The organism is Chitinophaga sancti (assembly GCF_034087045.1).
Classification (GTDB): Bacteria; Bacteroidota; Bacteroidia; order Chitinophagales; family Chitinophagaceae; genus Chitinophaga; species Chitinophaga sancti_B.
This window is the reverse complement of sequence record NZ_CP139247.1, coordinates 253,215-278,463: the sequence shown is the minus strand read 5'-3', so window position 1 is coordinate 278,463 and position 25,249 is coordinate 253,215. Positions and strand designations below refer to the sequence as shown.

The following is a 25,249-nucleotide window of genomic DNA, read 5'->3' as shown; positions in this document are numbered from 1 at the left end:
TTTTCTAAAGGTATCCTGAAGGTTTCTAATACCCCCTGCCGGGGATGATTATTTCATCTATAAATATATTTTATGAACAGGTATTCCGGTGTGTTACAGCGATTTTTTTTATCGCCTGCGTCTGGCGAGCCATTGGCGTTTTTTAGAATTGGGATCGCTTTTATTGGATTGGTGCAGGGATGTTGGTTGTTGGGAAATGTAGTGATGTTGTATGGTGTGAATGGGTTAATTCCATGGGCATTGAGTAAGGGGATTGTGTCTCCCCTGATGCCACAGTTATCCTGGTTACAGCCACTGGCGGCAGCCACGGGGATACCTGGGGATAGTATGGTGTATCTCTTGATGGGGGTGTATTTGGTTTGTCTGATCTTTTTGTTGATGGGGATGTTTACAAGAGTGGCCGCCATTGTAGCATGGGGCTTGCACCTGATGTTTATTAATACAGGATTTATGGCGGCGTATGGGGTGGAGACGTTTTTACATATTGCGCTATTTTATTGTATTCTCATGCCGGTGGGTGAGTCATTTACGTGGAAGAATAATGAGAGTAGTGTAAGTGAGTGGAATAGGTTGTCGATAAGGGTTTTGCAGATACATTTATGTATTGTGTATCTGGCTTCTGGTGTGGAAAAGGCGATGGGTGCACAGTGGTGGAATGGGGAGGCGATCTGGCAGACATTTATGCAGGGGCAGTTTGCGAGATTTGATATGAAGTGGCTGGCAGGGTATCCATGGTTGGCGAAGTTGATTTGTTGGAGTACGTTGTTGATTGAGATGGGGTATCCTATATTTATCTGGTGGAGAAAGACGAGGGTGTATGCGTATGTGGCGGTGGTTTTGTTGCATGTGGGGATATCTGTGATGATGGGATTGCAGTTGTTTGCAGGGATTATGATTGTGTTTAGTACGGCGGCGTTTGGATGGGAGTATATAGCGCAGGTGTATTGGGGGATAGTGAGGCCGTTGAGGGAGAGGAGAATGTTGAGGAGGGCAGAGGTGCTGGCGACACAGGCGTTTTGGAGTTTGGAGTGAGGGCTAATTGCTTAGCCCTGTTAGTGTTAATTGCCTGGGCTTGTTCCGGTTAATTTCTTAGCGCTGCTAGTGTTAATTCTTAGCCCTGTTAGTGTTAATGGCTTTGGCTTGTTCCGGTTAATTTCTTAGTCCAGCTAGTGTTAATTCTTAGCCCTGTTAGTGTTAATTGCTTTGGCTTGTTCCGGTTAATTTCTTAGCGCTGCCAGTGTTAATTGCTTAGTCCAGCTAGTGTTAATTGCTTTGGCTTGTTACAATTAGTTCCTTAGACACTACTAGTGTTAATTCCGTAGTCATGTTGCCTGTTTATTGCCTGGGCTTGTCGTTGTTAATTCCTCAGCCCACCTACCAGGTTTATCGTTAATGCTACTACAAATGTATTCAGGCCGAAGGCCAGCAACCCATGGAGTAATGCAATTCTTCTTAATTTTTTATTGCTGATTTCTACATCAGATACCTGAAATGTCATGCCGATTACGAAAGAGAAATAAGCAAAGTCAAGATAATCAGGGTTCTTTTCTTCCGGAAATTCTAATCCACCTACATGTCGGGTATTGTCATCTTCAGCATCGTCATAATAGATATGGGCGTAGTGAATGGCGAACATACAGTGGACCATGGCCCAGGAGAGTAGTATGCCGGCCACGGCTACAGGGAGGTAAATTGCGAGTCCGGCTTCCCTGGATTCTGATGATAGCATGAGTAGTAGTACCATGAGCATGCTGGCAAAACAGGCGAGGATGATTAAGATGAATACCATGAGACGGCTGCCATCTTCCTGTCTGGCGTATTCACGAATTTCTTTGGTGGTGCGGTTGAAGAAAATGTATAGACATTCTATGCAGAAGACGAAGGAGAATACATCCCAAAGGATCATGGTTTTGAGAAGGGTAGTGATGTCTCCGTTTTTGATAAAGAGCCAGACGATGGTGCAGGAGAGCAGGGCGATGAGGACCCTTTTGAGTGGGTGGAGGTTGATGAAGAATCGGGAGAGGGGAGAGCGTGATGGTAAGCCAGCGTCTGTTTTTGCCTTTGCCAATGTGGGAGAGTTTTGTGAATGAGCAAGTTAGGCATTATGAGGGAGAAAAATTAGGGGTTAAATGCTACATTTTTCACTATTTTTTAGTTTTTACCTTCATCGTCGGAGGCAAAGTGTTCTGCAATGTCCTTATTATTAATGGCGTGGATGCACCTGTATGGAAATAAATTGACGTATTGCTAATAAGCGGTACATTTTGAAAATATACATAGCCAAGAATACCAGCCAATATAAGTCCTAATATACCTCTGATGTAATACAGCGGTGATAGGTAATCCGGCCTATCTTCCAGTTTTAATTTAGAGTCATCAATAAACTGCAATATTAATACTGCCAATGCGCCTAACATGCAATAAGGCACGGAAATAGAGATATTAAACATACTCTCCTTTTAAAAAGTCATAAAATTTTTGCCAGAATGGAGATCTTGCCTTATATACCTTCCGGGATGTAAACATGGGCAATCCATCATCACTTCTAACAGTGCATTTCATAAATTCACGGGAATTGTACACAATCCTTAATACATTTTCGAGATTGACGCCTGAATACCCGGCAATTTCTGGCGCCGTAGCCCACACACCACTTCGGGTGCGATCCAAGGCATCTAAAATTATCTGCTTTTCTTGTTGCAAATTGACATTCATAATTTAATTTGTTTTTTATTTTAAAACCTTTACTGCTATTGAATTTACAGCGATTGTTCTGAATAAAAAAACAAAAATTATCCCTTTCTCAACCTGATTTTTTCGCATTCAAATTGACTAAAAATCATCTCAGATCCAACCCCCGAAAACCACTTTTACCCCCCACATTCGGTACATTCCCCCTACAGCCATATCTTTGCACTATGAAATTTGAACAATATCGTATTTCCCCGGAGATTAAAAGAAGCCTGGAGGAATTGGGATTTAAACGCCCTACAGATATCCAATTTAAGGCGATCCCATCTATATTGAAGGGGGACGATGTAATGGCGATAGCCCAGACCGGTACCGGAAAAACCGCGGCTTTTGCCATCCCGGTGCTGCATCTGCTGCAACAAAAGCTCGATAGGCTCCCCAGAAAGACGAAAGGAGAGGTAAGATGTGTCGTGATGGTGCCTACCCGTGAACTGGCGATCCAGATCGCCGAGGTATTTACTGTAATCGCTAAGTATACCAAACTGAATATATTAGGCCTTTTCGGTGGTGTAGACGAAGGGCCCCAGCTGAAAAAGCTGGCGCAGGGGGTAGATGTATTGATTGCCACCCCAGGTAGGATGTTTGACCTCATCAGCAGGGGATTTATTGACCTGAGTTTTACCGAGACCCTGATTTTGGATGAAGCAGATCATATGCTGGATATGGGCTTTATCAGGGATATCAGAGATGTATTGAAACATATGTCCCGCAGGCACCAGACGTTGTTCTTCTCTGCGACTATTGACAAGGATATCAAGGATCTGGCTTATTCTGTGGTGACGAATCCGATCAGGATCCAGATTTCCCCTGAAGATCCGGTGTCTAAGAATGTACAGCATGCGGTAGCGTTTGTGGGCATGGATGATAAGCGGTTCTTCCTGGAGCGGTTGGTGAAGGAGTTTCCGGAAGGGAAGATCCTCGTGTTTGTGCGAACAAAGGTGCGTGCGGAACGTGTGCAGGCAGCGATGGCAAGGGTAGAGGTGCCGGCGTTGGTGATGCATGGTGGTAAGGAGCAGGAGAACAGGCTGGAGGCGATGGAGGATTTTAAGACGGGGAAGGTGAAGTTGTTGATTACTACTGATGTGAATGCGAGAGGAATTGATATTCCGAATGTGGATTATGTGGTGAATTATGACTTGCCGGATGTGCCGGAGAATTATGTGCATAGAGTAGGGCGTACGGGTCGTGGAGTGCAGAAAGGACAGGCGGTGTCTTTTTGTAGTGATGAGGAAAAGCCGGTGCTGGAAGAGATTCAAAAGTATTTAGGGAAGGAGATTACGGTGATGAAGATTGATAAGAATGATTATAGGGAGACGATTAAGTTTTCTGAAGATATACCGAATGATAACTGGCAGTTGTTGATTGACCAGCATCATGCGGAGATGGAGAAGGTGAAGAAGAAAAAGAAAAAAAAGTAATAAATCGGAAATCAGATTAAGGAATCAAGAATCAGGAACCAGCATTCAGGAACCAGGGCCAGAATGAGGCACCAGAGAATCAGATTCAGCATTAATGAAAAATAATATTTCGGCCCCCTCTCACAGAGGGGGCCGAAATATTAAAAAGACGATCGTCTCGTTCTCCTTGGCCGTTCCTCCGGTTTTATCATCTTCAACAACTCCTGCCCTATCCCGGCTATCCTATTCAATGTAGTATTCGTCACCTCCTTATATTTGGCCCTAAAAATACTCTCTGTAAAAGGCTCATTCCTCCTCGCCGAAAAGTACTTCGGCAATAACCGAAACACCTCCTCTGTATGCTTATGCGACAGTTGTCCCATTGCTCTTAGCAGCCTTACTATCAGCGCCATCATCGATACGGACATATTCGTCCGGATCTTCTCCGGTGCTATCAATACCCCCGGTTCCTCTTTCATCTTCCGTTCCAGAAAATTGATCTCTACAAACAGCCATTCCTGCAATAGATCCCTGATCGCCGGTGCATCCGGACAATACGCCTGCCCTGATCGTAACTGCAACTGTTGCATGTCACTATACGCCTCTTTCAACAGCTTCATCTGCTCTTCAAATGAATTCGCCAGGTGCATTTGCCTGGTCAGCCAGATCGTACAATAGTGGTAAAAATCCGTGGTATTACAGTTCAGGCAAAATAACACATACTGCAACTGGTGATGCTGTAAATTATAATTCTCCTGTTCCAGTAGTCGTAGTAAATGCTGGTGTAGCTGTACTAAAAACTGCAGCTTCGCATCATTCAATTGATAAGGCAATGCCGGATCCAATTGATCGAACAACTGCATAATCAAATTCTGCAGGTCATGACAGCTATCATCCGTTATCTCAAACCACCTTTTAATCAGCGGAATGCCGGGTAGCAATTGTTGCCTGATGATTTCCCTGTGAATATTCGGTAACGGTAGCAACCGGTTGAAATATTGAGGAAACGTATCTCTCAGGTAAATCAGAAATTCATCCAGCTGAAAACAGATATCCGCACGTAACAGGGCAGTGTTCTCCTGTATAGTATGTGATGATGATAGTTCTGTATTCAACCAGGTAGTCGGCAATTCAGCAATTACGGTGCACAGCCTTTGCTGACAGATTAGGATGTAACGTTGCATGGCCTGTTCATGCAGCCCGTTTAACCGGCATGTTTCGAGTGCTGCTTTCAGATGACTGATAGCATTGATGGTACCCTGGTGTATGGTAGCGATCAGTTCATACGGTGTAATATTGTCCTCGGGCTGTTTAAGGAATTGCAGGCTTTCTACCAGCTGATTCAGCGGGTTCAAGGGCGTTTTCATAATGTGTTAGCGCTAATGGTTAACAATAGTAAATTTTAGTCATAGTTATTTGGAGGGTATCAGGTATAGGTGATCCTGATAATAAATGCAATATATGAAAATATCGATCATACGGACTGTTCATTTCGTTCATTTTTTCCTAAGTAGCAGTAGGTAGATGGTTTACTGGTAATGACTCGTATGAACAACAATTATTTACGAATAATAAATAATATGAGTAAAAGGGAAAAAATATGAGATCATTAACTCCGCATTAACCGAATTCTGAGAACAATAGTCTAGCATTGCACATTGATTGAATTTTTTAGTCTATATCCATATGGCCGGGCATTCTTGCCCGGCTAATTTAATTATAATCATTGATCAGGTTTACAACTACCTGTGCCATGATATCTTTTTCATCCGGTTTACTTTCTGCTATCATCAGTGTGAGTGCTACCAGGGCATTGTCTGCAATTCTTTTAGAACCGTCAGTCCGGTAGAGGATACCATTTTTTTCTAAGAACCATACGAATAGAAAGGCTGCAATGCGTTTATTTCCATCGGAAAATGAATGGTTTTTTACTACGAAATAAAGCAAATGCGCGGCTTTTTCTTCTATACTTGGATAAAGGTCATTGCCACCGAAAGATTGGTAAATATTGGCGATGGAACCTTTAAAAGAGTCATCTTTTTCATTGCCAAAGAGGCTGCTGCCACCGAATTTGTCACGAAGACCTTTGATGGCGTTCATGGCGGAGTCGTAGGTGGCGATGAAAGATGAGGCTCTATGAACACCCTCTATTGTAAGGGTACGGTGATCGTATTGATCAAGAATATCGAGTGCGTAGGTGTAGTCGGTGATCACTTTGTGCAATCCATCCGCTTCGTCACCCACTGGGGAATTCACAAATTTTATTAAGATCTGACTGGCCCAGCTGCGGAATGCCGGGTCGTTGGCAAGCTTTGTTTCTATATCAATGATCTCCATTTTGGCTTGTTTATTCTATAAAATTAGAAGAAATGAATAGATAAGCCAAAAAATAATCATACGATCAATCTGGTAAAACCCAATACCATCAAGCATCTCCTACTGCTCCCTTCGCATCAGCATCACATTACACTCATAGTACGCATCTACCTCTTTCAACATATCTATCGCATTCCTATATCCCGTCGCCGCCGCTATCATCCTCAAGGTAAACGACTTCTTCATAATACTATCATAAATATGCATCATCCTCACCATATTAATAAACGGCGTGATCCCTATGCAGAAATGATGTCTGAACCCCTGTGCCAACTGTGCTCCCGGCATATTAAACATATTCGCCAGTTCCGCTACACTATGCCTCATCTGCGGGTTTGTGGTCACATAATTAAACACCTGGTGCAACATCACCGTCTGTATCGGCGTAAACAACTGTAACGATGGCGGTGGCGTGGCATCCTGCAAGGCGAAGTTTAGAAACAAATCCACACAACACCTATGCAAATAATACTGCGCCATCTCCTCTACATACTTACAGGATATGATATGCTGAACAAGATAGTTACACACGGCATTGATCCGGTAAGGTCTGTCATTAATCACACCACTGATCTTCTCCAACCGCTTATTCGCCAGGTTGTACAACCCCGGATACTGTTGCACCAGCTTCGGAATATTCGCCGGCATGATATTGATATGAAACGATAATACCTTCTGCCCCGCCTTCATAGGCACCCGGTGCATCTCTGAGTAAAGATTGAATAAATTACACTGCCGCTCTTCCAACATAAACTCCGGTATTGTGATCGTTTCCGCCCGCAATGAGTCCTCATACATAAAATGCAACGCCCACAAATGATAAGGGGAATATGGACAAAGAACAATATCTTTCTTCGCAAATATATCATGTAACCACACTGAAAAATACCCCAGCTGCATATGCTGAGACAACATATCAAAGTCATTATCCGACTCAAAATATAGCCCTCCACTCGGAATTACCAATTGTAAATATTCCGTCGGCACATGACCTGCATGCACATATTCTGTAATGAACCGGTCAATTAAAAGCAGCTTATTTTCGTCGTGCAATACTGGGTACATAATCGTGTTTTTTAACGGCGATTTTGTTTACACCTTAAAAGGTCGTTAACACTTTCACATGAAACATGAGATATGAAACATGAATATGATGATCAAATTGCCAGGTAGTTTGTCAGCAGGGTTTGAACAATGCCAGGTATTCAAACGGTGGGGTGTAAGACGCTCCATTACAGCAAAATCGTATTTCCAATACCGGAATAGTTAGTTATCTATACCTTCTCATGACTACCTTTCTTATCTGCATTGACCAGCATTTTGCTAAACTAACAAAATGATTGGGGTAAGTGGTTAATGACTTGTTAATAAAACAAAAAAGATAAAAATGTTAACTGAAGACTGCTTGGTGAGTAAGGGGTTTCCGATGTAAAAGGAGATGTTAATTAGTTGATTATGATTAGGATAGGCCGGGTACTGTCACCTTGTATACCTGTGCCTGACCACACAATGTATGTAGAAAATCGTATACCTGTTGGAGTGCATCCACGATCTTATCGTGTTGATCTCCTCCAATGGTCGCTACCCGCAATACCGTCTTTTGCATGGCAATCACTGGCTCATAACTGGTATACTCCTGCAGCAGCTTGTCTTCGTAATGATTCCATGCCTGTATACCGGTGGTGGTTACATTGATGACAAACTCTCCCGCCGGTTGTGTACGCGTAGCTATGAACCCTGCTTCTATGTTGACAGCAGGTACGTCTGGCCTGGAAAACTGGTAACAAATATCCAATCCGTCAATATCGGTCCAACCATGATCGGCTGTGCGCTGGCGAATCCCTTTTTTGATTTCGCGAATGCGGTGCATCTGTTGGCGGGTATTTTCCAGGTTCCACGCATCGTACTGCTGAATCAGCTGGTCTATGGCGATGGCATTGTCGTAAAAGAAATGAGATAATTCGTTGGGAGCCTGGTGTTCAAAAATCTGAATAAGGTCTTTGTGCATGCTGGCAAGTTTGATTTCTTACACTAAACTAATAAAGTAAAATTTGGGTTTAGTTAAGAATTGGTTAAAGGTGCGTTTTATTTTTTTAATGATTGTGCATCACGCTTTTCCGGGATCTCCTAACTTTATATTAAATCAAATGATTAAATTCCTGCCGTATGATGAGAATGCGATACCATTACTGTTTCTTAGCAGGAGTTACAATGGTCCTGCAATTTATTTTGATCAAATACCTGTATCCGTATCCCAATTTTATGCAGGACTCCTACAATTACCTGCGGAGTGCGGCTACCAATATCGATGCTAATTTATGGCCGGTAGGGTATGCAAAACTGATCCGTTTTGCCGGGTTCTTTTCTCATAGCGATACTTTGCTGGTTTTTATTCAGTTCTTCATCTACCACATCTGTGGACTGTACTACTTTTACACCTTACTGGCATTACGACCTTGTAGCAAATGGCTGCAATGGACCATTTTTGCCATTATCTTTTTAAACCCCGCTATCCTCTACTTAAGTAATTATGTAACCAGCGATGTGTATTTTATCGGGATTAGCCTGGTGTGGATGGCGCAGTTATTCCGGCTGACTTATAAACCTACCTTCCCTTTATTGTGCGTGCATCTCCTTGTACTCTTACTGGCATTTACAGTACGTTATCATGCTTTGATCTATCCCGTGATCAGTATGACGGTGATTGTGTTTTGCCAGTATTCAAAGTGGGTCAAAGTGTGGGCGGTAGGAATGGCGGTATTCCTTGTAGGCGCGTTTATTCTGTATACGACGCGACAGACGGAGACTCATATGGGCAGGCGACAATTCTCTGTTTTTAGTGGCTGGCAAATGGCGAATAATGCGGTGTATGCTTATGTACATATGCCGGTAAGATCCAAAGATACGGTGCCTAAGCAGTTCACCGACATCCAGGCACGCGTGGATCAATGGCTGGATTCTGTGCCGATGGCTGATAGACCCAATCGACCTATTATGGCTTACTTTATCTGGGATCCGGGATCGCCACTACAACCAGAACCCGGTGCTCAGCATATCTCTGACAATGCAGGCCACCTGCGCAAAATGGCGGAGATCGCACCGTTGCTGAATGATTATGGTAAGTACCTGATTGCACGGTATCCTGTGCCTTATATCCAGTATTATATCTGCCCGAATTTATTGCAGTATGTTTTCCCTCCTGCGGAGAACCTGGGTGTGTATAATGATGGCGTAGATACTATTCTGCCGGTGGCAAAGGAGTGGTTTCAATATAAGGATACACATGTGTATAAGCGTGCGGGACAAGAACTCCGGTTGTTTAATTTTTATCCTTACCTGATGGTGATCACCATGCTTGTTTTTCTCATCGGTTGGATCCGGTATTTATACCAGGAAGGTCGTGCTATTGCCAATGAACATTTCAGGTATGCGTTGACAATCGTTACCTATTACTGGTTGGTCAATGTTGGATTTAGTGTGCTGGCTTCGCCGGTAGTGCTGCGGTACCAGTTATTTAACCTGATTGTAGGGGCTACGTTCGGTGGAATGCTGTGGGATATGAAGGTGTATGGAAAGTGATGGTCATTACCCCACTCATCCCAAATGTTTGGAAATACAGGATATTCCCACTACCTTATTGTCGTAATGAAAATCTAACGCGCCAATGCTTGTATCCAGACGAACCGTTTTAAAACAGGTCCTGTTCGTATCTGCCGGTCTTGCTATTTTACCCTCATGTTTCAATGAGAAAAAGCCACCGGGAAAAAAACTCAATAATTTTGTACTTAGCGCTGAGGAAACAGGCGCTCTTGCAGCACTTGCCGATACCCTGATACCTGGCGGAGATAAACCAGGTGCTATCCAGGTAAAGGCTGATCAGTATGCACTCACACTAGTCGATGATTGTTTCACGAAAACAGACAGGGAAAAATTCCTTACCGGTATGAAAGCCTTCCAGAAAGACTGGGAAAAGGGAGATGTCGCTTACCTGAAAAAAATGGAAGAGACTGCTGCTGAGTCAGGAGATGCTTCCGCTTTCTATCACACTTACAAAGGCTTATTAATCCAGGGTTATACCGGCTCTGAATATTATCTCACAAAGGTATTCCCCTACGAGCTTGTGCCAGGGCGATTCCACGGAAGTGTATTGGTCAATAAAGGATAAATTGTATGCCAAATATAAATACTGGCGATACCAGCCACAACTTTGATGCGATTGTGATCGGATCGGGTATCAGCGGCGGCTGGGCAGCCAAAGAGTTCACGGAAAAAGGATTGAAGACTTTAGTACTCGAAAGAGGTAGAGATGTTAAACACCTGAAAGATTACCCCACCACCAGCATGATGCCATGGGAATTTGCGCACCGTGGGCAACTCACCGCCCAGCAAAAGGAAGATAACCCGGTGGTGAGCAAATGTTATGCATTCAAGGAAGATGCCCTTCACTTCTTTGTAAAAGATAAGGAACATCCATATGTACAGGACAAACCATTCGATTGGATCCGCGGCTACCAGGTGGGTGGTAAATCACTCCTGTGGGCAAGGCAGACACAGCGATGGAGTAACTACGATTTTGAAGGCCCTGCAAGAGATGGTTTTGCGGTTGACTGGCCTATCAGGTATGAAGATATTGCACCCTGGTATAGTTATGTGGAAAAGTTTGCCGGTATTTCCGGGAACAAAGATAACTTACCCGGTTTACCGGATGGGGAGTTCCTCCCTCCCATGGATCTGACGAAAGTAGAGCAATACTTCAAGGACTTTGTAGGCAAAAACTATAAAGACAGGCATGTGATCTATGGACGTTGTGCACACGTAACTGAGCCACAGGAAATCCATAAGCAGCAAGGTAGAATGCAGTGTCAGAAGCGTGACCTGTGTCAGCGGGGCTGTCCGTTTGGTGGCTATTTCAGTAGCAATGCTTCCACTATTCCATGGGCGGAGAAGACAGGGAATCTTACTTTGAAACCTGATTCTGTCGTACATTCTATCATCTACGATGCACAGAAAGGCAAAGCCACTGGTGTACGTGTGATTGATGCAAAGACGCATGCTGCTACTGAATATTTTGCACCTGTGATATTTGTGAATGCCGCTGCGGTGAATACAAATATTATCCTCCTGAATTCTACTTCTGATCGTTTTCCGAATGGTATTGGTAATGACAATGGTTTGTTAGGAAAGTATTTTGCTTTTCACAATTACCGTGCTGTGATCACTGGCAAGTATGAAGGCTTGCTGGAATATACGACTGATGGCAAACGCCCTACCAGTGCATATATTCCCCGGTTCAGGAATCTTGTAAAACAGGAGACTGACTTCCTGAGAGGTTATGCTGCAGGCTTCCATGCCATGCGTCCTTCGTTTTCAAAACCAGATGGATTTGGTACAGCGTTGAAAGATAATTTGTTCAAAAAGGAGTTAGGTCCGTGGAGTGTGGGTTCTCATATGATGGGAGAGACGATTCCGAAAGAGCAGAGTCGTTTATACCTGGACAAGGATCAGAAAGATGAATGGGGTATTCCATTATTACATACTAATATTGGGTATGATGATAATGATGAGAAGATGGTGAAAGATTTCTTTGAGCAGATGACGGATATGTATACAAAGGCAGGTTTTACTGATTTGAAAACGCGTGACTCCAAACAGGCGCCGGGATTGGATATTCATGAAATGGGCGGTGTGAGAATGGGGCATGATCCAAAGACGTCTTTATTGAATAAGTGGAACCAGCTGCACCTGGTGAAGAATGTGTTTGTGACAGATGGGGCGTGTATGACATCGACCAGTACGCAGAATCCGAGTTTGACCTATATGGCGCTCACGGCAAGAGCGGTGGATTATGCGGTGAAGGAAATGAAAAAAGGAACGATATAATGATACAAGGCCTGTGAGCATTGCTCACAGGCTATCATCTTCTATCTCGCCATGTAGTAATTCTATATCTTGTTGGGTAAAGTCCATTGATTTAACACCACCACCCAGCCATCTTAATTTAAATAACCCAAGGGCAATGATGCCCGCCTTTCCATGCATTTCTAACCCCATTTCTTTTGAGGTATTTACATTGATATTTGCAGCGCCTAAATTCAGGGCTTTCAGTGCTTTTACATCGCCACTAAAGGTGAGGTCGGTATCTGCGGCAATGGTAGAGAAGATGGCTGCATCCTGAGCGTTGTATAGCTGGTGTACGACTTTCCATTTTCTTTTCCAGCCTTCAGTGGCTTTGAGCTGTGTGCCTATCTGGTGAATGTTCTGCATTACTTTTACCTGGATCACGGGGGATTTTACAAAGAAGGAACCTTTCCGGCCGAATTTCATGGTCACTTTTGCATCGATGGCTGTGGGCGGGATCACGTCTACCTGTACGTCTCCTGAAAAGTTGATTACACTGGTTTCGGAAGAGGTGAAGTTGATGCTGCTATCCGGGCCTTCGGCGGTTTCATATTGAATACCAAATTCTTTGATATTGCCTAGTTGCATAAATACGCCGTTGGAGAAGATGCCATAGTCACCTAGTTGAAACGTGTTAGTAATCGGTAGCCAGGCGGCATTGACATTGAGGTGGTCTTTGATGATGTCGTTGAATGCTTCAGGGATCTTCATGGGTTAAAATTTCTATTAAGATAAATATAAAATTATTCCGGGGGATATTAATTGTTGGTGATAACTTTCGAATCGATGATGCGTTGAGGTGATCTCTTATAATCCTGGGCAAGCAGGCATTGGCTTTAGTGAGCAGGCATACTTATGGAAGGTGGCAGTTGGTGAGAGTGAAAGAATAAGATATTAATTACTTTGTGCCTAGTCTCAGGATTGTGGATAATGGAGGGGGATTTGTGATGGTGGGAAGGAGATCTTGCATACAGAGATTTATTTAAAACAGCTAAAGATGTCGTTTTTTGTGAATGATGGAAATGGTTGAGTTATTCCCTACTTTTATACCATGGATTCCATCCTTCATCTACATACACAAAACAACAAACTCCCCATCCGTATTATCTCCCCTACTTTCGGGAGCCTTCCACCAGAAATGTTGGGGACCTATTCTCCTGCTCATCGCAAAACACATTACCTGTTCCTCTTTGTGCTGGAAGGCATTACCCGCCATGGCGTGGACTTACAGCATTTCGATATACAGGCAAACGAGCTCCTCTTTGTGTTACCGCATCAAATCCACCATGTACCTGATTCTAAAAAAGGGATTAACTTTTTCAAACTAGGCTTTGAGGAAAGTAGTCTGTCGCTCTTACCAAGACAATACCCTTTCCTCATCAATCCTCTCAACAACCAGAAAATCAAGTTTACCCCTCCAGCTGCTGCCAGGCTGAAATCTATCTTTGAAATGCTACTCGGATTGCTCAGTACGATGGATACGGATCCAGACCTTATACTGGCGCACCTCAATAGTTTATTAACAGAAATTAATTCCGCTTATTTCGCTGTGGATAAGCAGCCTGCGGATGACAAGCTTGCTAAGTACATCAATTTTAAATTATTGATAGAGAACAATCTCACTGATCATCCCAGCATCATTGAGATTGCGGAAGAACTTGCTTTGAATACAAACAGTTTGTATAGCATAGTAAAGCAATATTCAGGCTTGAGTCCGAAAGAGTTTATTACCAACCGGCTCATACTGGAGGCAAAGCGTAGGTTGTTTTATGCAAGAAACTCTTCTATCAAGGAATTGGCTTATGACCTGGGGTTTAATGATCCCGAATACTTCTCCCGCTTATTTAAAAAGGTCACTGGTCAGACGATCGCAATGTTTATTCAGGATTTGTGAGGGGGCTGTTCCGGTAGGTACTATCCTTTTTTGGTCAGGGAACTTTGATGGGCTGCTGGGTTAAGACCGTTATCACTTTTATACAGGATTTTTGAGAGGCTGTTCCGGGAGTTCCTATCTTTCTTCTTTATTCAGGATTTGTCAGGGAACTAATACGTTTTGTCCGGCTCCTCTTAAGTTGTTCTACAGAAATTTGTGCCATGAATAGAAAACTTGGAACAAACGGACCACTCGTATCATCCATCGGTCTTGGATGTATGAGTTTATCAGGCGCCTACGGCGCAGCAGATGACCAGGAATCAATTAAAGTGATTGAAAGAGCACTTGAGCTGGGACATAACTTTTTAGACACCGCTGATTATTACCGTACCGGTCACAATGAAGAATTGATCGGCAAAGCGATCAAAGGCAAGCGGGACAAAGCTTTCCTTTCTGTCAAGACAGGGCAAATGTTCGCCCCGGCAGCGAATAAAGGATTTGGTTTTGGCCCTGTCAATGCCCATCCTGATTATTTAAAGAATGCTATTCTTTACAGTTTACAAAGATTAAAAACGGATTACATCGACCTGTATACTCCTGGTCGGGTAGATCCGAATGTACCTATTGAAGATACGGTGGGTGCACTGGCGGATATGGTGGATAAAGGCGTTATCCGGTACATAGGTCTTTCTGAAGCATCTGCGTCTACCATCAGGAAAGCGGCGGCTGTAGCGCCTATTACAGCATTACAAATTGAATATTCTCTTTGGAGTAGGGAGATTGAAGCAGAAGTGCTGCCTGTTACCCGTGAATTGGGGATTGGTATTGTTGCTTATTCGCCTTTGAGCAGGGGATTTTTGACTGGTGATATAAAATCACCTGGGGATCTGAAAGATAACCGGCCAAATATGCCGCGTTTTCAGGGGGAGAATTTTTATAAGAATCTTGAACTGGTGGAGCAAGTTAAGGTATTGGCTGCACAGAAAGGGTGTACAACTACACAATTAGCACTGGCATGGGTGTTGGCGCAGGGGGAGCATATTATTGCTATTCCGGGGACGAAGCGGATACATAAACTGGAAGAAAATATTGCAGCAGAGCAAGTGCAGCTTACGCAAGAGGATTTGCAAAGTATAGAGGCGATTATGCCGGCGGGAATTGCAGCAGGGAAGAGGTATCCGGAGTTTTTGATGAAGGCGTTGAATCGGTGATCTGAATGACTGGTGAAAGTGTTGAAAGGATAATCCGAGTGACTAATGAAAGCGTTGAATGGCACCGACGTTCTAAGACTTGACGATTTCTACGAAATGTTTAACACTATTCATTAATCTTTAACAACTCAAACAGTTTTTCTTTCCTGTTCCTGGCGATAGGGAGTTCCACGCCATTCGTGATCTGCACGGTATTGCCAAAAAGGGTTTCAACCTTTTCAATAGCTACTATGTACGAGTTGTGGATACGGAAAAACTTATTGGCAGGTAACCGCTCTTCCATGGCTTTCATGGTCGAAAAGTAGAGATAACTCCCTTCGGTCGTATGGATCTTTACATAATCACTGAGTGCTTCTATATATAATATTGAATGGAACCGGCATTTTCTAAACTGACCATCTACTTTGATGAAGATCGCATCTTCTGCAGGAGTGGCCTCCGGCATTTTGCGTGACAGCACTTTCTGAATCGCTTTCTGAAACCGTTCGTAAGAAAAGGGTTTCATGAGGTAATCTACTACATTCAGTTCGAATGCATCCAGTGTATATTCTGAATAGGCGGTTGTGAATATGATATTGGTAGAATTGTAGGGGAGTAATTTGGCGAGGGTCAGACCATCCATCTCCGGCATCTGGATATCTAAGAGCAGGAGGTCGTATTGTTGCTGTTTGATCATCTCAAAAGCTTCAATCGCATTGTCCGCTACATCAGGCGTGGATAAAATGGAGATCCTGCCACAAAAGTCCAGTAATATATTCTGGGCGATGGGTTCATCTTCTACAATTAATACTTTCATCTCAGTTGTATTTCCAGGTCAATTTCAAATATATCAGATTTCGTTGAGTTCAGTACGAATTTACCCGGGAATTCCAGTTCTAGTCGCCTGCGTACGTTTTTTAAACCGATGCCACCGGCTTCTTTACCCGCGTTTTTCGGTAAGCTGTTTTGTACTTTGAAAGATAAGCTGCCATTGGTTTCATGTAAATGTATTTTTACCCACGACTGTTGTATGGTACTGTTCACGCCATGTTTAAAAGCATTTTCTATGAAGTTGATAAATAGCAGTGGCGGCAAGGTGTATTTATCACTTATGCTATGTTCAAAAAGAATAGAAACACGGTTGGGTGAATGGCGCATTCTTTCAAAGCCGATATAGCTTTCCAGGAATTCGATTTCTTCCTGTATGGTAACAGTTTTATTTTGACTTTTATAAAATGCGAAGTCGAGTAGTTTAGTGAGTTGGGTAGTCGCTTGTTGCGCGTTTTGATTGTCTTGTAGTTTTTCCTGTACCAGGTTTAATGTGCCAAAAATGAATGCTGGTGGTAAGTTGGAATGCGCCTGTGTCCTGGCCATTTGTTTATTGTACAGCAGAATGTCTTTTTGTCGTTGAATATGTCTGTAGGTTTCTAATAAGAGCTTTATCATTATCGGGGGCAGTAGTCCCCACATCACTCCTCCGAATAAATAAAACGCATTCGTAAATGCTGCAAAGTTATTCCATTGGAATATTTTTATAATCTCGGGATAAAACGAATGATCCCACAGTAAACTCATCAATGAGAACGCCATGGTTAAGACTACCCATAGCGGAAAGATAGCCAGTAGGAGTAAAATACACGTGGTGGTACGCCCTTTTCTATACAGGGGAGGAATAAAGTATGCGAGGTAGAAAAAAAAGAAAATGTTTAATAACAGTATATATAATGTATTGTAAAATGCATATAACAAACTTAAACCAGGAACCCCATATCGTAAAATGAATATCCGGAAAATGCTATACAGCAACCAGTATGAGACATGAAAAAGTAGTCTCCTGCGGGTGATGAGGGCAATGAGTTTTTCAATGTTCATTTAAAATATAGTTTATCGCTTTCCTGTATTAAATTATATTCTTTTTGTATTGTTGGCACATTTGTGAATATGTGTTGTACTTGAGTAAATAAGTCATATTTTTTGATCGTACAATTAGCCACCTTATCAAAATGAAAAGTAATATTGAGTGCCGGATTGATCTGGCGATTGATGTGTGCGTATATCCTGATAATGTCTATTTCTTCTTCCAAAGCGACCCGATCGTCACTATTGTATAACAGGTATCTTAATAGTTTGGAGAATTCGAGCAGGATATTGATCGCTTCCTGGTCGTTCAATGCGATGCCATAAATGGAGTTCAAGGCATTGAATAGAAAGTGAGGTTTGATCTGCGATTTCAAAAATTCTACCTCTGTTTCGTTTCTTAGCTGAGATAATAATAATGTTTTTTTAGAAGTTGTATAATAGCTCAACGCAAGTTTTAAGGTGATGGATGTAAATGTGATATATATGGTCACATTTGAGAAGAAAAATAAATTTTTGATGGTGAAGAGCTTCTCGGAATAATATAAACTTTCTGGCTGCAGACGATGGTCGTATAATAAGTGAGTCAATAAAAAATGGCTGAGCCAAAATGTGCTAAATAAAAATAGTATCGTCAGCACAATTCCGCTGACGATACTATTTTTATAGACTGGCATGATCGCATGTACGGCACCATAGTGGAGGTATATGCTGACCACCAGCATTATCCCGCAGAGTGAGAACACCTGGCCATGGTTATTCAAATGGAAGGAGCTGCCGATTAAGTTGATGTTCCAGAAATATAGGAGCAGGAAGCCGTAATACAATCCCCAGAAAAGGAGGTGCAGCCAGATCCTATATCCTGTTTTGTTCCTGCTGATTGCCGCTATCATTTGAATTAAATTTCTTCATTTTCTTGTTACCGAATTTTTTCATCAGCGATACGCGTACCATGCGGGTGCTACTTTTACTGACAGCTGTGTTGATCATTTGGTCATTGGGGAGTGTGTGGAATCTGAAATAGCTGGTGTATAATATATCATCTACTGCGAGACTCACTTTTATAGCTGGTTTAGGAAAATTCTTACTCACACCGATGTTGATATTACCAAATGATTTGATCAGCATATTCGCCTGTGCATATTGATTAAAGTAACTTCCGCTCACGGTGGCGTCGATGCCTGTGTGCGCGATATTAGAGAAATTATTGTTAATATTCAACATGTAGAGGGGATATGTATTTTCAGATGCTACGCCATTGGCGGTAACATGGAGGGTGCGCCATTCGAGGGCGTTGGTCATGCTGGCAGTCCAGCAATCTTTTAAAATGGTTTTATTGATCACGGAGGTGAGTGCAAGGGATTTGGAGAAACCGTAGTTGTTCCAGTAATAGATGAGTGTGTCAGGTTGTATTAGCGTCACGACTTGTTGGAAGAGGTTTTTCTCTTTGCCATAACTAGCCATGAAGATATAATGCTGGTGGTGGACGTAGGTGAGTTCTGCGTGAATGCTTTGAGTAGGTTTGATAAATGGATTGCCTTGTACACCTGATTTATTGCTGGTGTAGGTCATGAATGGATTCATTTGCCAGAAAGCGGGTCTGTTAAAATCGCTTTTCAGTGCAAATGATAGGTTGTGGTTGTCGTTGATGGCATAGTTGAGCATGGCGGATGGAAGCCAGCGGGTGTAGTCGTTTTTGTTTGTGATTTTCTGTATGTTGGTGGTGCTGGTTGATTCCATGCGTACACCGGCCTTCAGGGATATTTTTTCTGTAAAGCTCTTTTGCAAATTCAGGTAAGCGGCGATGATCTTTTCCTGGTAGATGAAATAGTTTGAGATACCTGGATTGAAGATGTATTCGTTGGAGGGGATGTCTAAGTTATAAAAGTTATATGGGTTCTTTGTTTCGGTGTAGGTGTATTTACCACCGGCTTCCAGCGTTGTTTTCCAGATGAATTTCTGGGCGTAGTCGGCTTTGAAGGAGTAGTTGTGGATTTCCTGTTTGATATTGGATTTGTAGCCGTTGAAGATGTCGGATGGTTTGTTCCTGTAATAGGAAAGGAATTCGCTATTATCGTTGTTGTTGTAGATAATGCCATCTGCATTGAGATCCAGGGAACGACCTTTTTTAGCGTCATTGAATTTGAAATAGAGGTTGCTGTTGAGAATGTTGTTGTTACCGGGTTCCTTACCGTGGTTCAGTAAGGAGTCGGTGTAGGTGGGGTATTGGATGTTGTTGAGTGTTTGTTGTATGGCTTTATTGGTATTGCGTTTGTATTCAACGGCGCCGCCGATATTTATTTTGGAAGAGCATTCGTAGTCGATGGCGGTTTTGGCATAAATGTCTTTGTTTGTGGAGTTCACTTCGGTGTTGAGTGATTCTGTCTCATTTATCTTTGGGTAGAGGGTGGTGGCGTTTAACTGGATGAAGTTTTTGCTGTTGGTAGCGGTTAATTGAAATTGTTGGGCGTATCTTCTCTTTTTGTAGTTAAGTAACCCGGAGATGCGTTGTTCGTTGAATTTGTTTTGACGGTCTGATAAGGTCAGGGTACCGTTTAAGCCTTCGTCTTCTGTTTTTTTCAATAAGATATTGATGATGCCACCGGAGGCCCCTGCTTCGTACTTAGCGGAGGGGTTGGTGATCACTTCAACACTGATGATATTGTCGGCAGACATGCCTTTGAGGTAGGTCATGAGGTCATCTCCTGTTAATAAAGATTTTCGGTTATTGATGTAGACGGTGGCGCCTGCGGGGAAGCCGGCGATGTTGAGATTGCCGTTAGTACCGGGGATTAATAAGGGGGTGTGGGTGAGTACGTCGTAGGCGGTACCACCGGCAGTGATGGTGGAGTTGGCGACGTTGAAGACGAATTTGTCAGTGAGTTTTTGAAAGGTTGGTTTTTGGCTTTTTACGACGATTTCGTTTAGTTGGGAGGAGGAATCGGTCATAATGATGTTCAGTTCTCCTGGTAGAGTCACTTTATTGGTATAGGTTTTTAAGCCTAAGAAGTTAGCGCGAAGGTAGTATTGACCGGCTTTTATGTTTTGAAATGAATAGGTGCCGGATTCGGTAGTGATGGTTGATATTACATCTTTGGTGTAGGTGCTATCGGTGGCGAGGACGACCAATACGTAAGGGCGTGGTTGGTTTTGTGGGTCGGTGATGGTGCCGTGTAATTGTTGGGCGTGTAATTGAGTGATGGCTAGCAGGCAGAAAAGCAGGTTGATTAGTTTCATGAGTTTTTGTTGGTTAGGAATGTAAAGGTGGGAGAATGGGGAGGGAGGGGGAAAAGATTTCGGTAGTAGGGAGGATGGAGGGGGTAGATTGAATGGTTTGGGGGATTTTTGGTAAAAGGGCTATTCGGCTCAAAAAATGGGTGTTTCGTGAGCCGAATAGCTGAATTAATCGGCTCAGAAAAAAGGTATTTCATGAGCCGAATAGCTGAATTAATCGGCTCAGAAAAAGGGTGTTTCGTGAGTCGGATAGCTGAATTAATCGGCTCAAAAAATGGGTGTTTCGTGAGCCGGATAGCTGAATTAATCGGCTCAAAAAATGGGTGTTTCGTGAGCCGAATAGCTGAATTAATCGGCTCAGAAAAAGGGTGTTTGGTGAGCCGAATAGCTGAATTATTCGGCTCAGAAAAAGGGTGTTTCGTGAGCCGAATAGCTGAATTAATCGGCTCAGAAAAAGGGTATTTCGTGAGCTGAATAGCTGAATTAATCGGCTCAGAAAAAGGGGATTTTCATGAGCAGAATAGCTGAATTAACCAGCTCATGAAATATTCAGCAACAACCAGATTAAGCTGAATTTCTGTAAAAAATTCAGAATCTCTTAAGATATAAGAGATTGAGCGCCAAACGATGGTAGTATTAAAATATGCTGGATGCTAATCCTGAAGACTTTGAAGAAGGGATGAATGCGAAAGATATATATGTTACCAATGCATTGGAGTATTTGACACAAATCAATAGCGCCTGCATTGGTAAATGCAGGCGCTATTGATAATATTTATATTATGAATTTAATCTGAGAAATAAAAAGTATCTGCAGATTTATTGCTTTGCAATAAAAGCATTTGTAGATGCAATCATTATATCAATTGCTTCGGATTCCACTTTATAAATGTAAGAGAGCGCTCTGTAGTATCTGTCCATTTTGTTTACCAGCGCGTCTGTTTTTTTAAAACCTCTAGGAACTCTTCTGTTTTTCTTTTTAGAAATTTTCCCGGTCATAATATTCTTTTGCATATGAAGCCAGTTTGGTTAAAAAAATCGATTTTGATTAAGTTTATATTTTTTAGCCGGATTATCTCCTTTTAGATCAATACATTCAGGGGCTTCGTTTAGAATAACATCAGTACTAATAGCTCCAAAGCTGCTAAAAAATTCCTGCCCTTTCTCTTTCACTAAGTAATATGTCAGCAGCGGGTCGTTTCCAACCTGATCAAATATATACCCCAGTGGAACATACCTTTTGGTAGCATTAAAACGATGTAATGCCCTGATGGTAGCTTCTCTCCGTTTTAGAGAAACTAATGTTAAGTTGACCTGATAGTCAATTTTAGTCAGCGTTTCGGCGAGTTTAATTATAGATTTTGGATCTGGTCCAACTTTAGGAATTACCAAATTGTTCCCATTTTCAATAGCCCGGTTATATAATGATTGAATGTTTTGTGGATTATTTTCTCCAAAGCCAAAAATAATTTTATTTGATTCTTCCTGAACAAGTGTGGCCCCGCAGTCATATTCAAATTCAGGTAATTTCCTTTTGGCGAAATCAGAATCTAAGATGATAGCACCTTCATCTTCAGATATAGCATTTGCTATTGAAGATTTTCCTGATGCCGGTGGCCCTATCAGTATGAAGGCCCTTCTTTCAGATCTTACAGGTGTTCGAGGTAAGGCACCTCCTGCCCCCAGTATTGTTTCATCGTCATTCTCCAATCTTTGTAGTGTGTACAATTCGGAAATGATACGTTCTCTTAAGTTCCATCTATCCAGTTCACTTACATAATCTCTGTCTCTATGCTTTGTACTAATTAACGTGTTTTCTTCCTCCTTAAAATCCATCAACATTTTCTCACTTGTCACAATTTTCCTGATGATTTTTGGAGTAGTTCTGAATTGAAGAACTTTTTCAATAAAATGTTGTACTAAGTCGTCATCCCGAAGGAGTCGAGAATAATTTGCACTCATAAATCGTGGTGTATTGGCTAATGAACCCTATTGCAGGGCCATTACAATATTAAGTTACATCAGGAAATTCAATAAAAAAGGGAATTTTTACATTTTTATTGTGATTAAGAATTGCATGATTAATAATGATGTAAGAGTGAGAAATCTGACCTTAGTAGTGCACAAATGATATTTCTGGTAAAGCTTCCAGATTCAAACTCATTGCTCCCATTTTTACATTCTTTATTATTCCTCTTGTGATGCATTGTTAGTTTTACCCGCAAAAGATGAAACAAACATTGTCATTAATCAGGGAGATCATACTCCATAATGTCATTAAAAGTGAGAAGGAAAATAAAGGATTAAAGAACCTGCTGCAGATATTGGTTCATAAATAGACGGCTATTTGACGAATCGGATAGCGCATCTAATTGTATTTAAATGATATGCTTATAAGCAGGTTTGGATTTACCAGATGGCATTTAATAAATAAGTTGCATGTAAGCAGTATTCTGGGATTGAACTATACAGAGAAGGAGATTCCTGTATCTAAGCATAGGAAGAGTGTGGTAAAGACAATGTTAAAAACCTAAACACAAAGGCATTGCTAAAAACATAAACGTGAAACCATCACTCCACTAGAACATTAATTAAAGGGGGGGCTCTCCCCTTTAATTATTCTTGTTCTTTATCTTCTTTTTTAACTTTCTCACGTTCCTCTGGCGGAACCGTGGTCAGGTTGCCATCTTCATCCAGGTAAGCCATCATACTTTCCAGGCCTTGTCCTTTTGCAGAATTCGCTTTCCTCTCCTGTTTCCTGTCCTCTTTCTGCTGCTTTGCAACCTTCTTTTTATTCTCTTTTGTCTTTTTATTCCAGCTTATTGCCATAGTAAAAAAAATTGGTGATAGAATAGATCAAAAGGAATTGATCGATGTTAGTAATAAAATTAATAGAAAATGGCATCCCCATACGAGGCTAACTATCATCTCAATTGATAAGTAATAGCAAGGTGTAGTATTAGTCTGGATCGCTGTTAGTGTTGGATATTTAGTATTGTGTAATAGTGCCAGACAGATGCTAAATTACAGCAAAGGTACGGTTTATTTTTGGCTATAAAAAACATAAGCGCTGTTGCCAGCGCTTATATTAACTAAATATCGTTCTTATAGGGAGAACCAGTCACTGTCTGCCCGATAGTCGTCTACCGGAACTGACAGGTTCGAAATCCCCAGATTGGATACCAGGTGCGCTATTTCCATCCGCACGTTGCCAATACAGTTCTCTACCAGGTCTTTCCTGAACCCTGCATCCTCCATTTCCAGTGTATAATCTGTACAAATGAGTCTGCTGATGATCTTACCCAGGTCCACCATCTTACGTTGGGTCAGGGTAGTGGATACATCAACGGCAAGCTGTTCTTTAAAGTATTCTGAAGATCGCTGTGTCAATGGGAAGGTAGACAGGAAGTCGTACAGGCTGCTGGTATGATGGCGTTTCATCTTCTTCATCACCACATCCGCAATCTGTGTGTACAACATCTCGTTGGAACCTTCAAAGATCTGGAAAGGCCGGCTGTCTACGATACCTCTACCCGCGATATGACTGATCTTATAGCCGTTGGCGCCGGACAACTGCAAACACAGCTGGGCGGACTCGTGCATCAGGTCGGTCACGAGGGCCTTCATACTGTTCGCTTCCAGTCCTTCTGTAGCCAGGTTATTTTCAATACCGCTGATCTTGCTGCTTTTGTAACACATCGCAGAGCAGATGGTAAAGGCTGTTTGTATACGTGACAGCTGGAACTTAATGGAGTCCATGGCGTAGAGGTTGCCCGCACCTACCATCCTGTTCTTGGTATGATCCAGTGCTTCGTCCAACATTCGTTTGATAAAGCCCATACCCATTCCCGGGAACTGCATCCTGCTTCTGTGCAGGATGTCCAGCATCATCTTGATACCGGTGCTTTCCGGAATCAATATCTGTTCCTTAGGCACCTGGATGTCGATTTTATTCAATCCATAGGGAATCATGTACAAACCAAGATTATTGTAATATGACTCCACGATGATCTTTTGCTCTTTCTTACAGTTGTCTGCCATGAAGAAATCCACGTCTCTTGACAAACTGCCATCTTCCTGTTCTTTCCTGGCAGCAATCAGCCAGTAATTTGCCTGGCCGGTCAGACCTTGCCAGTGCTTAGAACCTTTGATGGCGAAAGTGTCAGTCAGCTCCTTGTAAGCCGTCATCATATTCAAGGCATCACTCCCAAAATCGGGCTCCGTGATCATGAGGCCCCCCATACTTTGGTTGTGGAGGAAGTTGTCAAATACTTCCTTCTTTATTTTGTCATTACCGTATTTGGCCAGCGGCTCCAGGAACAAAGCGATATTAATCCCAAAGGTCAGCGATAGCGGCAAAGACTCATATGCCGCGGCAGACAATAATGAAAGACATTCTTTTACCACCGCTCCTCTACCTCCGTATGCCGTTGGTATGGCTACAGAAAGAGGCGCCATGTCCATAATATCCTTCCATATATTATCGGGTAAGCCCCGCTGAAGACTTAACTGATTAATATCATTTTGTTCATAAAATATTCGTCTAAGCGCCCGCTCAAAATCAGCGATAAACTCTGTTAGACTCCTTGAATTTTCCATATTATCATCCTTTAAAAAAAGCAATCGGGGCCTAAATATAGGATTTTGACCGTTGTCTTGCCAATATTAATCGA

The 25,249-nt window shown here is 42.4% G+C and carries 25 protein-coding genes; 9 read left to right on the top strand and 16 right to left on the bottom strand.

The features are described from left to right. Positions 1-72: 72 nt before the first annotated feature. Complete coding sequence (locus SIO70_RS01060) at positions 73-1,032, top strand: HTTM domain-containing protein (protein WP_320578635.1); 960 nt, start codon at positions 73-75, stop codon at positions 1,030-1,032. A 325-nt stretch (positions 1,033-1,357) separates the two neighbouring features. Here SIO70_RS01060 and SIO70_RS01055 read toward each other — a convergent pair whose 3' ends face one another. The 3 genes from SIO70_RS01055 to SIO70_RS01045 form a co-directional block, all read right to left on the bottom strand. After that, positions 1,358-2,068: a DUF1345 domain-containing protein gene (locus tag SIO70_RS01055; RefSeq protein WP_320578633.1), complete on the bottom strand. Its 711-nt coding sequence runs from the start codon at positions 2,066-2,068 to the stop codon at positions 1,358-1,360. A 76-nt stretch (positions 2,069-2,144) separates the two neighbouring features. Further along, the gene (locus SIO70_RS01050; protein ID WP_320578631.1) at positions 2,145-2,450 is read right to left on the bottom strand and encodes a hypothetical protein; all 306 of its coding nucleotides are present in this window, start codon (positions 2,448-2,450) and stop codon (positions 2,145-2,147) included. Then, positions 2,443-2,715 carry a hypothetical protein gene (locus tag SIO70_RS01045; RefSeq protein ID WP_320578629.1) on the bottom strand — a complete coding sequence of 91 codons (273 nt, stop codon included), beginning with the start codon at positions 2,713-2,715 and terminating at the stop codon, positions 2,443-2,445. The genes SIO70_RS01050 and SIO70_RS01045 overlap by 8 nt, the downstream gene beginning before the upstream one ends. Positions 2,716-2,918: 203 nt before the next feature. Between SIO70_RS01045 and SIO70_RS01040 the strand changes: the two genes are divergently transcribed. After that, on the top strand, positions 2,919-4,169 hold the full coding sequence (locus SIO70_RS01040) for a DEAD/DEAH box helicase (RefSeq protein WP_320578627.1): 1,251 nt from the start codon (positions 2,919-2,921) through the stop codon (positions 4,167-4,169). A gap of 140 nt (positions 4,170-4,309) precedes the next feature. Here the strand turns inward: SIO70_RS01040 and SIO70_RS01035 are convergent, their stop codons facing one another. From SIO70_RS01035 to SIO70_RS01020, 4 genes are all read right to left on the bottom strand, one after another. Then, positions 4,310-5,515 carry a hypothetical protein gene (locus tag SIO70_RS01035; RefSeq protein WP_320578625.1) on the bottom strand — a complete coding sequence of 402 codons (1,206 nt, stop codon included), beginning with the start codon at positions 5,513-5,515 and terminating at the stop codon, positions 4,310-4,312. Between the two features lie 346 nt (positions 5,516-5,861). Next, positions 5,862-6,485: a Fic family protein gene (locus SIO70_RS01030; protein WP_320578623.1), complete on the bottom strand. Its 624-nt coding sequence runs from the start codon at positions 6,483-6,485 to the stop codon at positions 5,862-5,864. Between the two features lie 99 nt (positions 6,486-6,584). After that, positions 6,585-7,589 (bottom strand): hypothetical protein, encoded by a 1,005-nt coding sequence (locus SIO70_RS01025; RefSeq protein ID WP_320578621.1) that lies wholly within the window; start codon positions 7,587-7,589, stop codon positions 6,585-6,587. Positions 7,590-7,983: 394 nt separating this feature from the next. After that, on the bottom strand, positions 7,984-8,532 hold the full coding sequence (locus SIO70_RS01020; RefSeq protein ID WP_320578619.1) for a hypothetical protein: 549 nt from the start codon (positions 8,530-8,532) through the stop codon (positions 7,984-7,986). Positions 8,533-8,690: 158 nt separating this feature from the next. On the opposite strand from SIO70_RS01020, the gene SIO70_RS01015 reads away from it, so the two are divergent. From SIO70_RS01015 to SIO70_RS01005, 3 genes are all read left to right on the top strand, one after another. Further along, the gene (locus tag SIO70_RS01015; protein ID WP_320578617.1) at positions 8,691-10,103 is read left to right on the top strand and encodes a hypothetical protein; all 1,413 of its coding nucleotides are present in this window, start codon (positions 8,691-8,693) and stop codon (positions 10,101-10,103) included. An 85-nt stretch (positions 10,104-10,188) separates the two neighbouring features. Beyond that, positions 10,189-10,689 carry a gluconate 2-dehydrogenase subunit 3 family protein gene (locus SIO70_RS01010; RefSeq protein ID WP_320578615.1) on the top strand — a complete coding sequence of 167 codons (501 nt, stop codon included), beginning with the start codon at positions 10,189-10,191 and terminating at the stop codon, positions 10,687-10,689. Positions 10,690-10,694: 5 nt separating this feature from the next. Continuing rightward, entirely contained in the window at positions 10,695-12,404 is a 1,710-nt protein-coding gene (locus SIO70_RS01005) for a GMC family oxidoreductase (RefSeq protein WP_320578613.1), read from the top strand. 24 nt (positions 12,405-12,428) lie between these two features. On the opposite strand, the gene SIO70_RS01000 is transcribed toward SIO70_RS01005, so the two are convergent. After that, complete coding sequence (locus tag SIO70_RS01000; RefSeq protein ID WP_320578611.1) at positions 12,429-13,133, bottom strand: hypothetical protein; 705 nt, start codon at positions 13,131-13,133, stop codon at positions 12,429-12,431. Between the two features lie 340 nt (positions 13,134-13,473). Here SIO70_RS01000 and SIO70_RS00995 point away from each other — a divergent pair, with 340 nt between their 5' ends. Both SIO70_RS00995 and SIO70_RS00990 read left to right on the top strand, forming a co-directional pair. Beyond that, the gene (locus SIO70_RS00995) at positions 13,474-14,316 is read left to right on the top strand and encodes an AraC family transcriptional regulator (RefSeq protein ID WP_320578609.1); all 843 of its coding nucleotides are present in this window, start codon (positions 13,474-13,476) and stop codon (positions 14,314-14,316) included. 200 nt (positions 14,317-14,516) lie between these two features. Then, positions 14,517-15,506: an aldo/keto reductase gene (locus tag SIO70_RS00990; protein ID WP_320578607.1), complete on the top strand. Its 990-nt coding sequence runs from the start codon at positions 14,517-14,519 to the stop codon at positions 15,504-15,506. A gap of 106 nt (positions 15,507-15,612) precedes the next feature. Here the strand turns inward: SIO70_RS00990 and SIO70_RS00985 are convergent, their stop codons facing one another. The 4 genes from SIO70_RS00985 to SIO70_RS00970 are packed head-to-tail and all read right to left on the bottom strand — an operon-like array spanning position 15,613 to position 20,579. Further along, complete coding sequence (locus tag SIO70_RS00985; protein WP_320578605.1) at positions 15,613-16,302, bottom strand: LytTR family DNA-binding domain-containing protein; 690 nt, start codon at positions 16,300-16,302, stop codon at positions 15,613-15,615. Next, complete coding sequence (locus SIO70_RS00980; RefSeq protein ID WP_320578602.1) at positions 16,299-17,357, bottom strand: sensor histidine kinase; 1,059 nt, start codon at positions 17,355-17,357, stop codon at positions 16,299-16,301. The genes SIO70_RS00985 and SIO70_RS00980 overlap by 4 nt, the downstream gene beginning before the upstream one ends. Further along, positions 17,354-18,235, bottom strand: coding sequence for a histidine kinase (locus SIO70_RS00975; protein WP_320578600.1), 882 nt, complete (start codon positions 18,233-18,235; stop codon positions 17,354-17,356). The genes SIO70_RS00980 and SIO70_RS00975 overlap by 4 nt, the downstream gene beginning before the upstream one ends. Beyond that, positions 18,198-20,579: an outer membrane beta-barrel family protein gene (locus tag SIO70_RS00970; RefSeq protein WP_320578598.1), complete on the bottom strand. Its 2,382-nt coding sequence runs from the start codon at positions 20,577-20,579 to the stop codon at positions 18,198-18,200. The genes SIO70_RS00975 and SIO70_RS00970 overlap by 38 nt, the downstream gene beginning before the upstream one ends. 192 nt (positions 20,580-20,771) lie before the next feature. Here SIO70_RS00970 and SIO70_RS00965 point away from each other — a divergent pair, with 192 nt between their 5' ends. Both SIO70_RS00965 and SIO70_RS00960 read left to right on the top strand, forming a co-directional pair. Next, a complete protein-coding gene (locus tag SIO70_RS00965) occupies positions 20,772-21,050 on the top strand; it encodes a hypothetical protein (protein ID WP_320578596.1) in 279 nt (92 codons plus the stop codon). Positions 21,051-21,219: 169 nt separating this feature from the next. Continuing rightward, entirely contained in the window at positions 21,220-21,345 is a 126-nt protein-coding gene (locus tag SIO70_RS00960; protein WP_320578593.1) for a hypothetical protein, read from the top strand. A 50-nt stretch (positions 21,346-21,395) separates the two neighbouring features. On the opposite strand, the gene SIO70_RS00955 is transcribed toward SIO70_RS00960, so the two are convergent. The 4 genes from SIO70_RS00955 to SIO70_RS00940 form a co-directional block, all read right to left on the bottom strand. Further along, positions 21,396-21,590 (bottom strand): hypothetical protein, encoded by a 195-nt coding sequence (locus SIO70_RS00955; protein ID WP_320578591.1) that lies wholly within the window; start codon positions 21,588-21,590, stop codon positions 21,396-21,398. A gap of 15 nt (positions 21,591-21,605) precedes the next feature. After that, entirely contained in the window at positions 21,606-22,538 is a 933-nt protein-coding gene (locus SIO70_RS00950; RefSeq protein ID WP_320578590.1) for a zeta toxin family protein, read from the bottom strand. A 654-nt stretch (positions 22,539-23,192) separates the two neighbouring features. Continuing rightward, positions 23,193-23,405 (bottom strand): hypothetical protein, encoded by a 213-nt coding sequence (locus SIO70_RS00945; RefSeq protein ID WP_083729295.1) that lies wholly within the window; start codon positions 23,403-23,405, stop codon positions 23,193-23,195. Positions 23,406-23,681: 276 nt separating this feature from the next. After that, a complete protein-coding gene (locus SIO70_RS00940) occupies positions 23,682-25,175 on the bottom strand; it encodes an acyl-CoA dehydrogenase family protein (RefSeq protein ID WP_320578586.1) in 1,494 nt (497 codons plus the stop codon). Between the last annotated feature and the right edge of the window lie 74 nt (positions 25,176-25,249).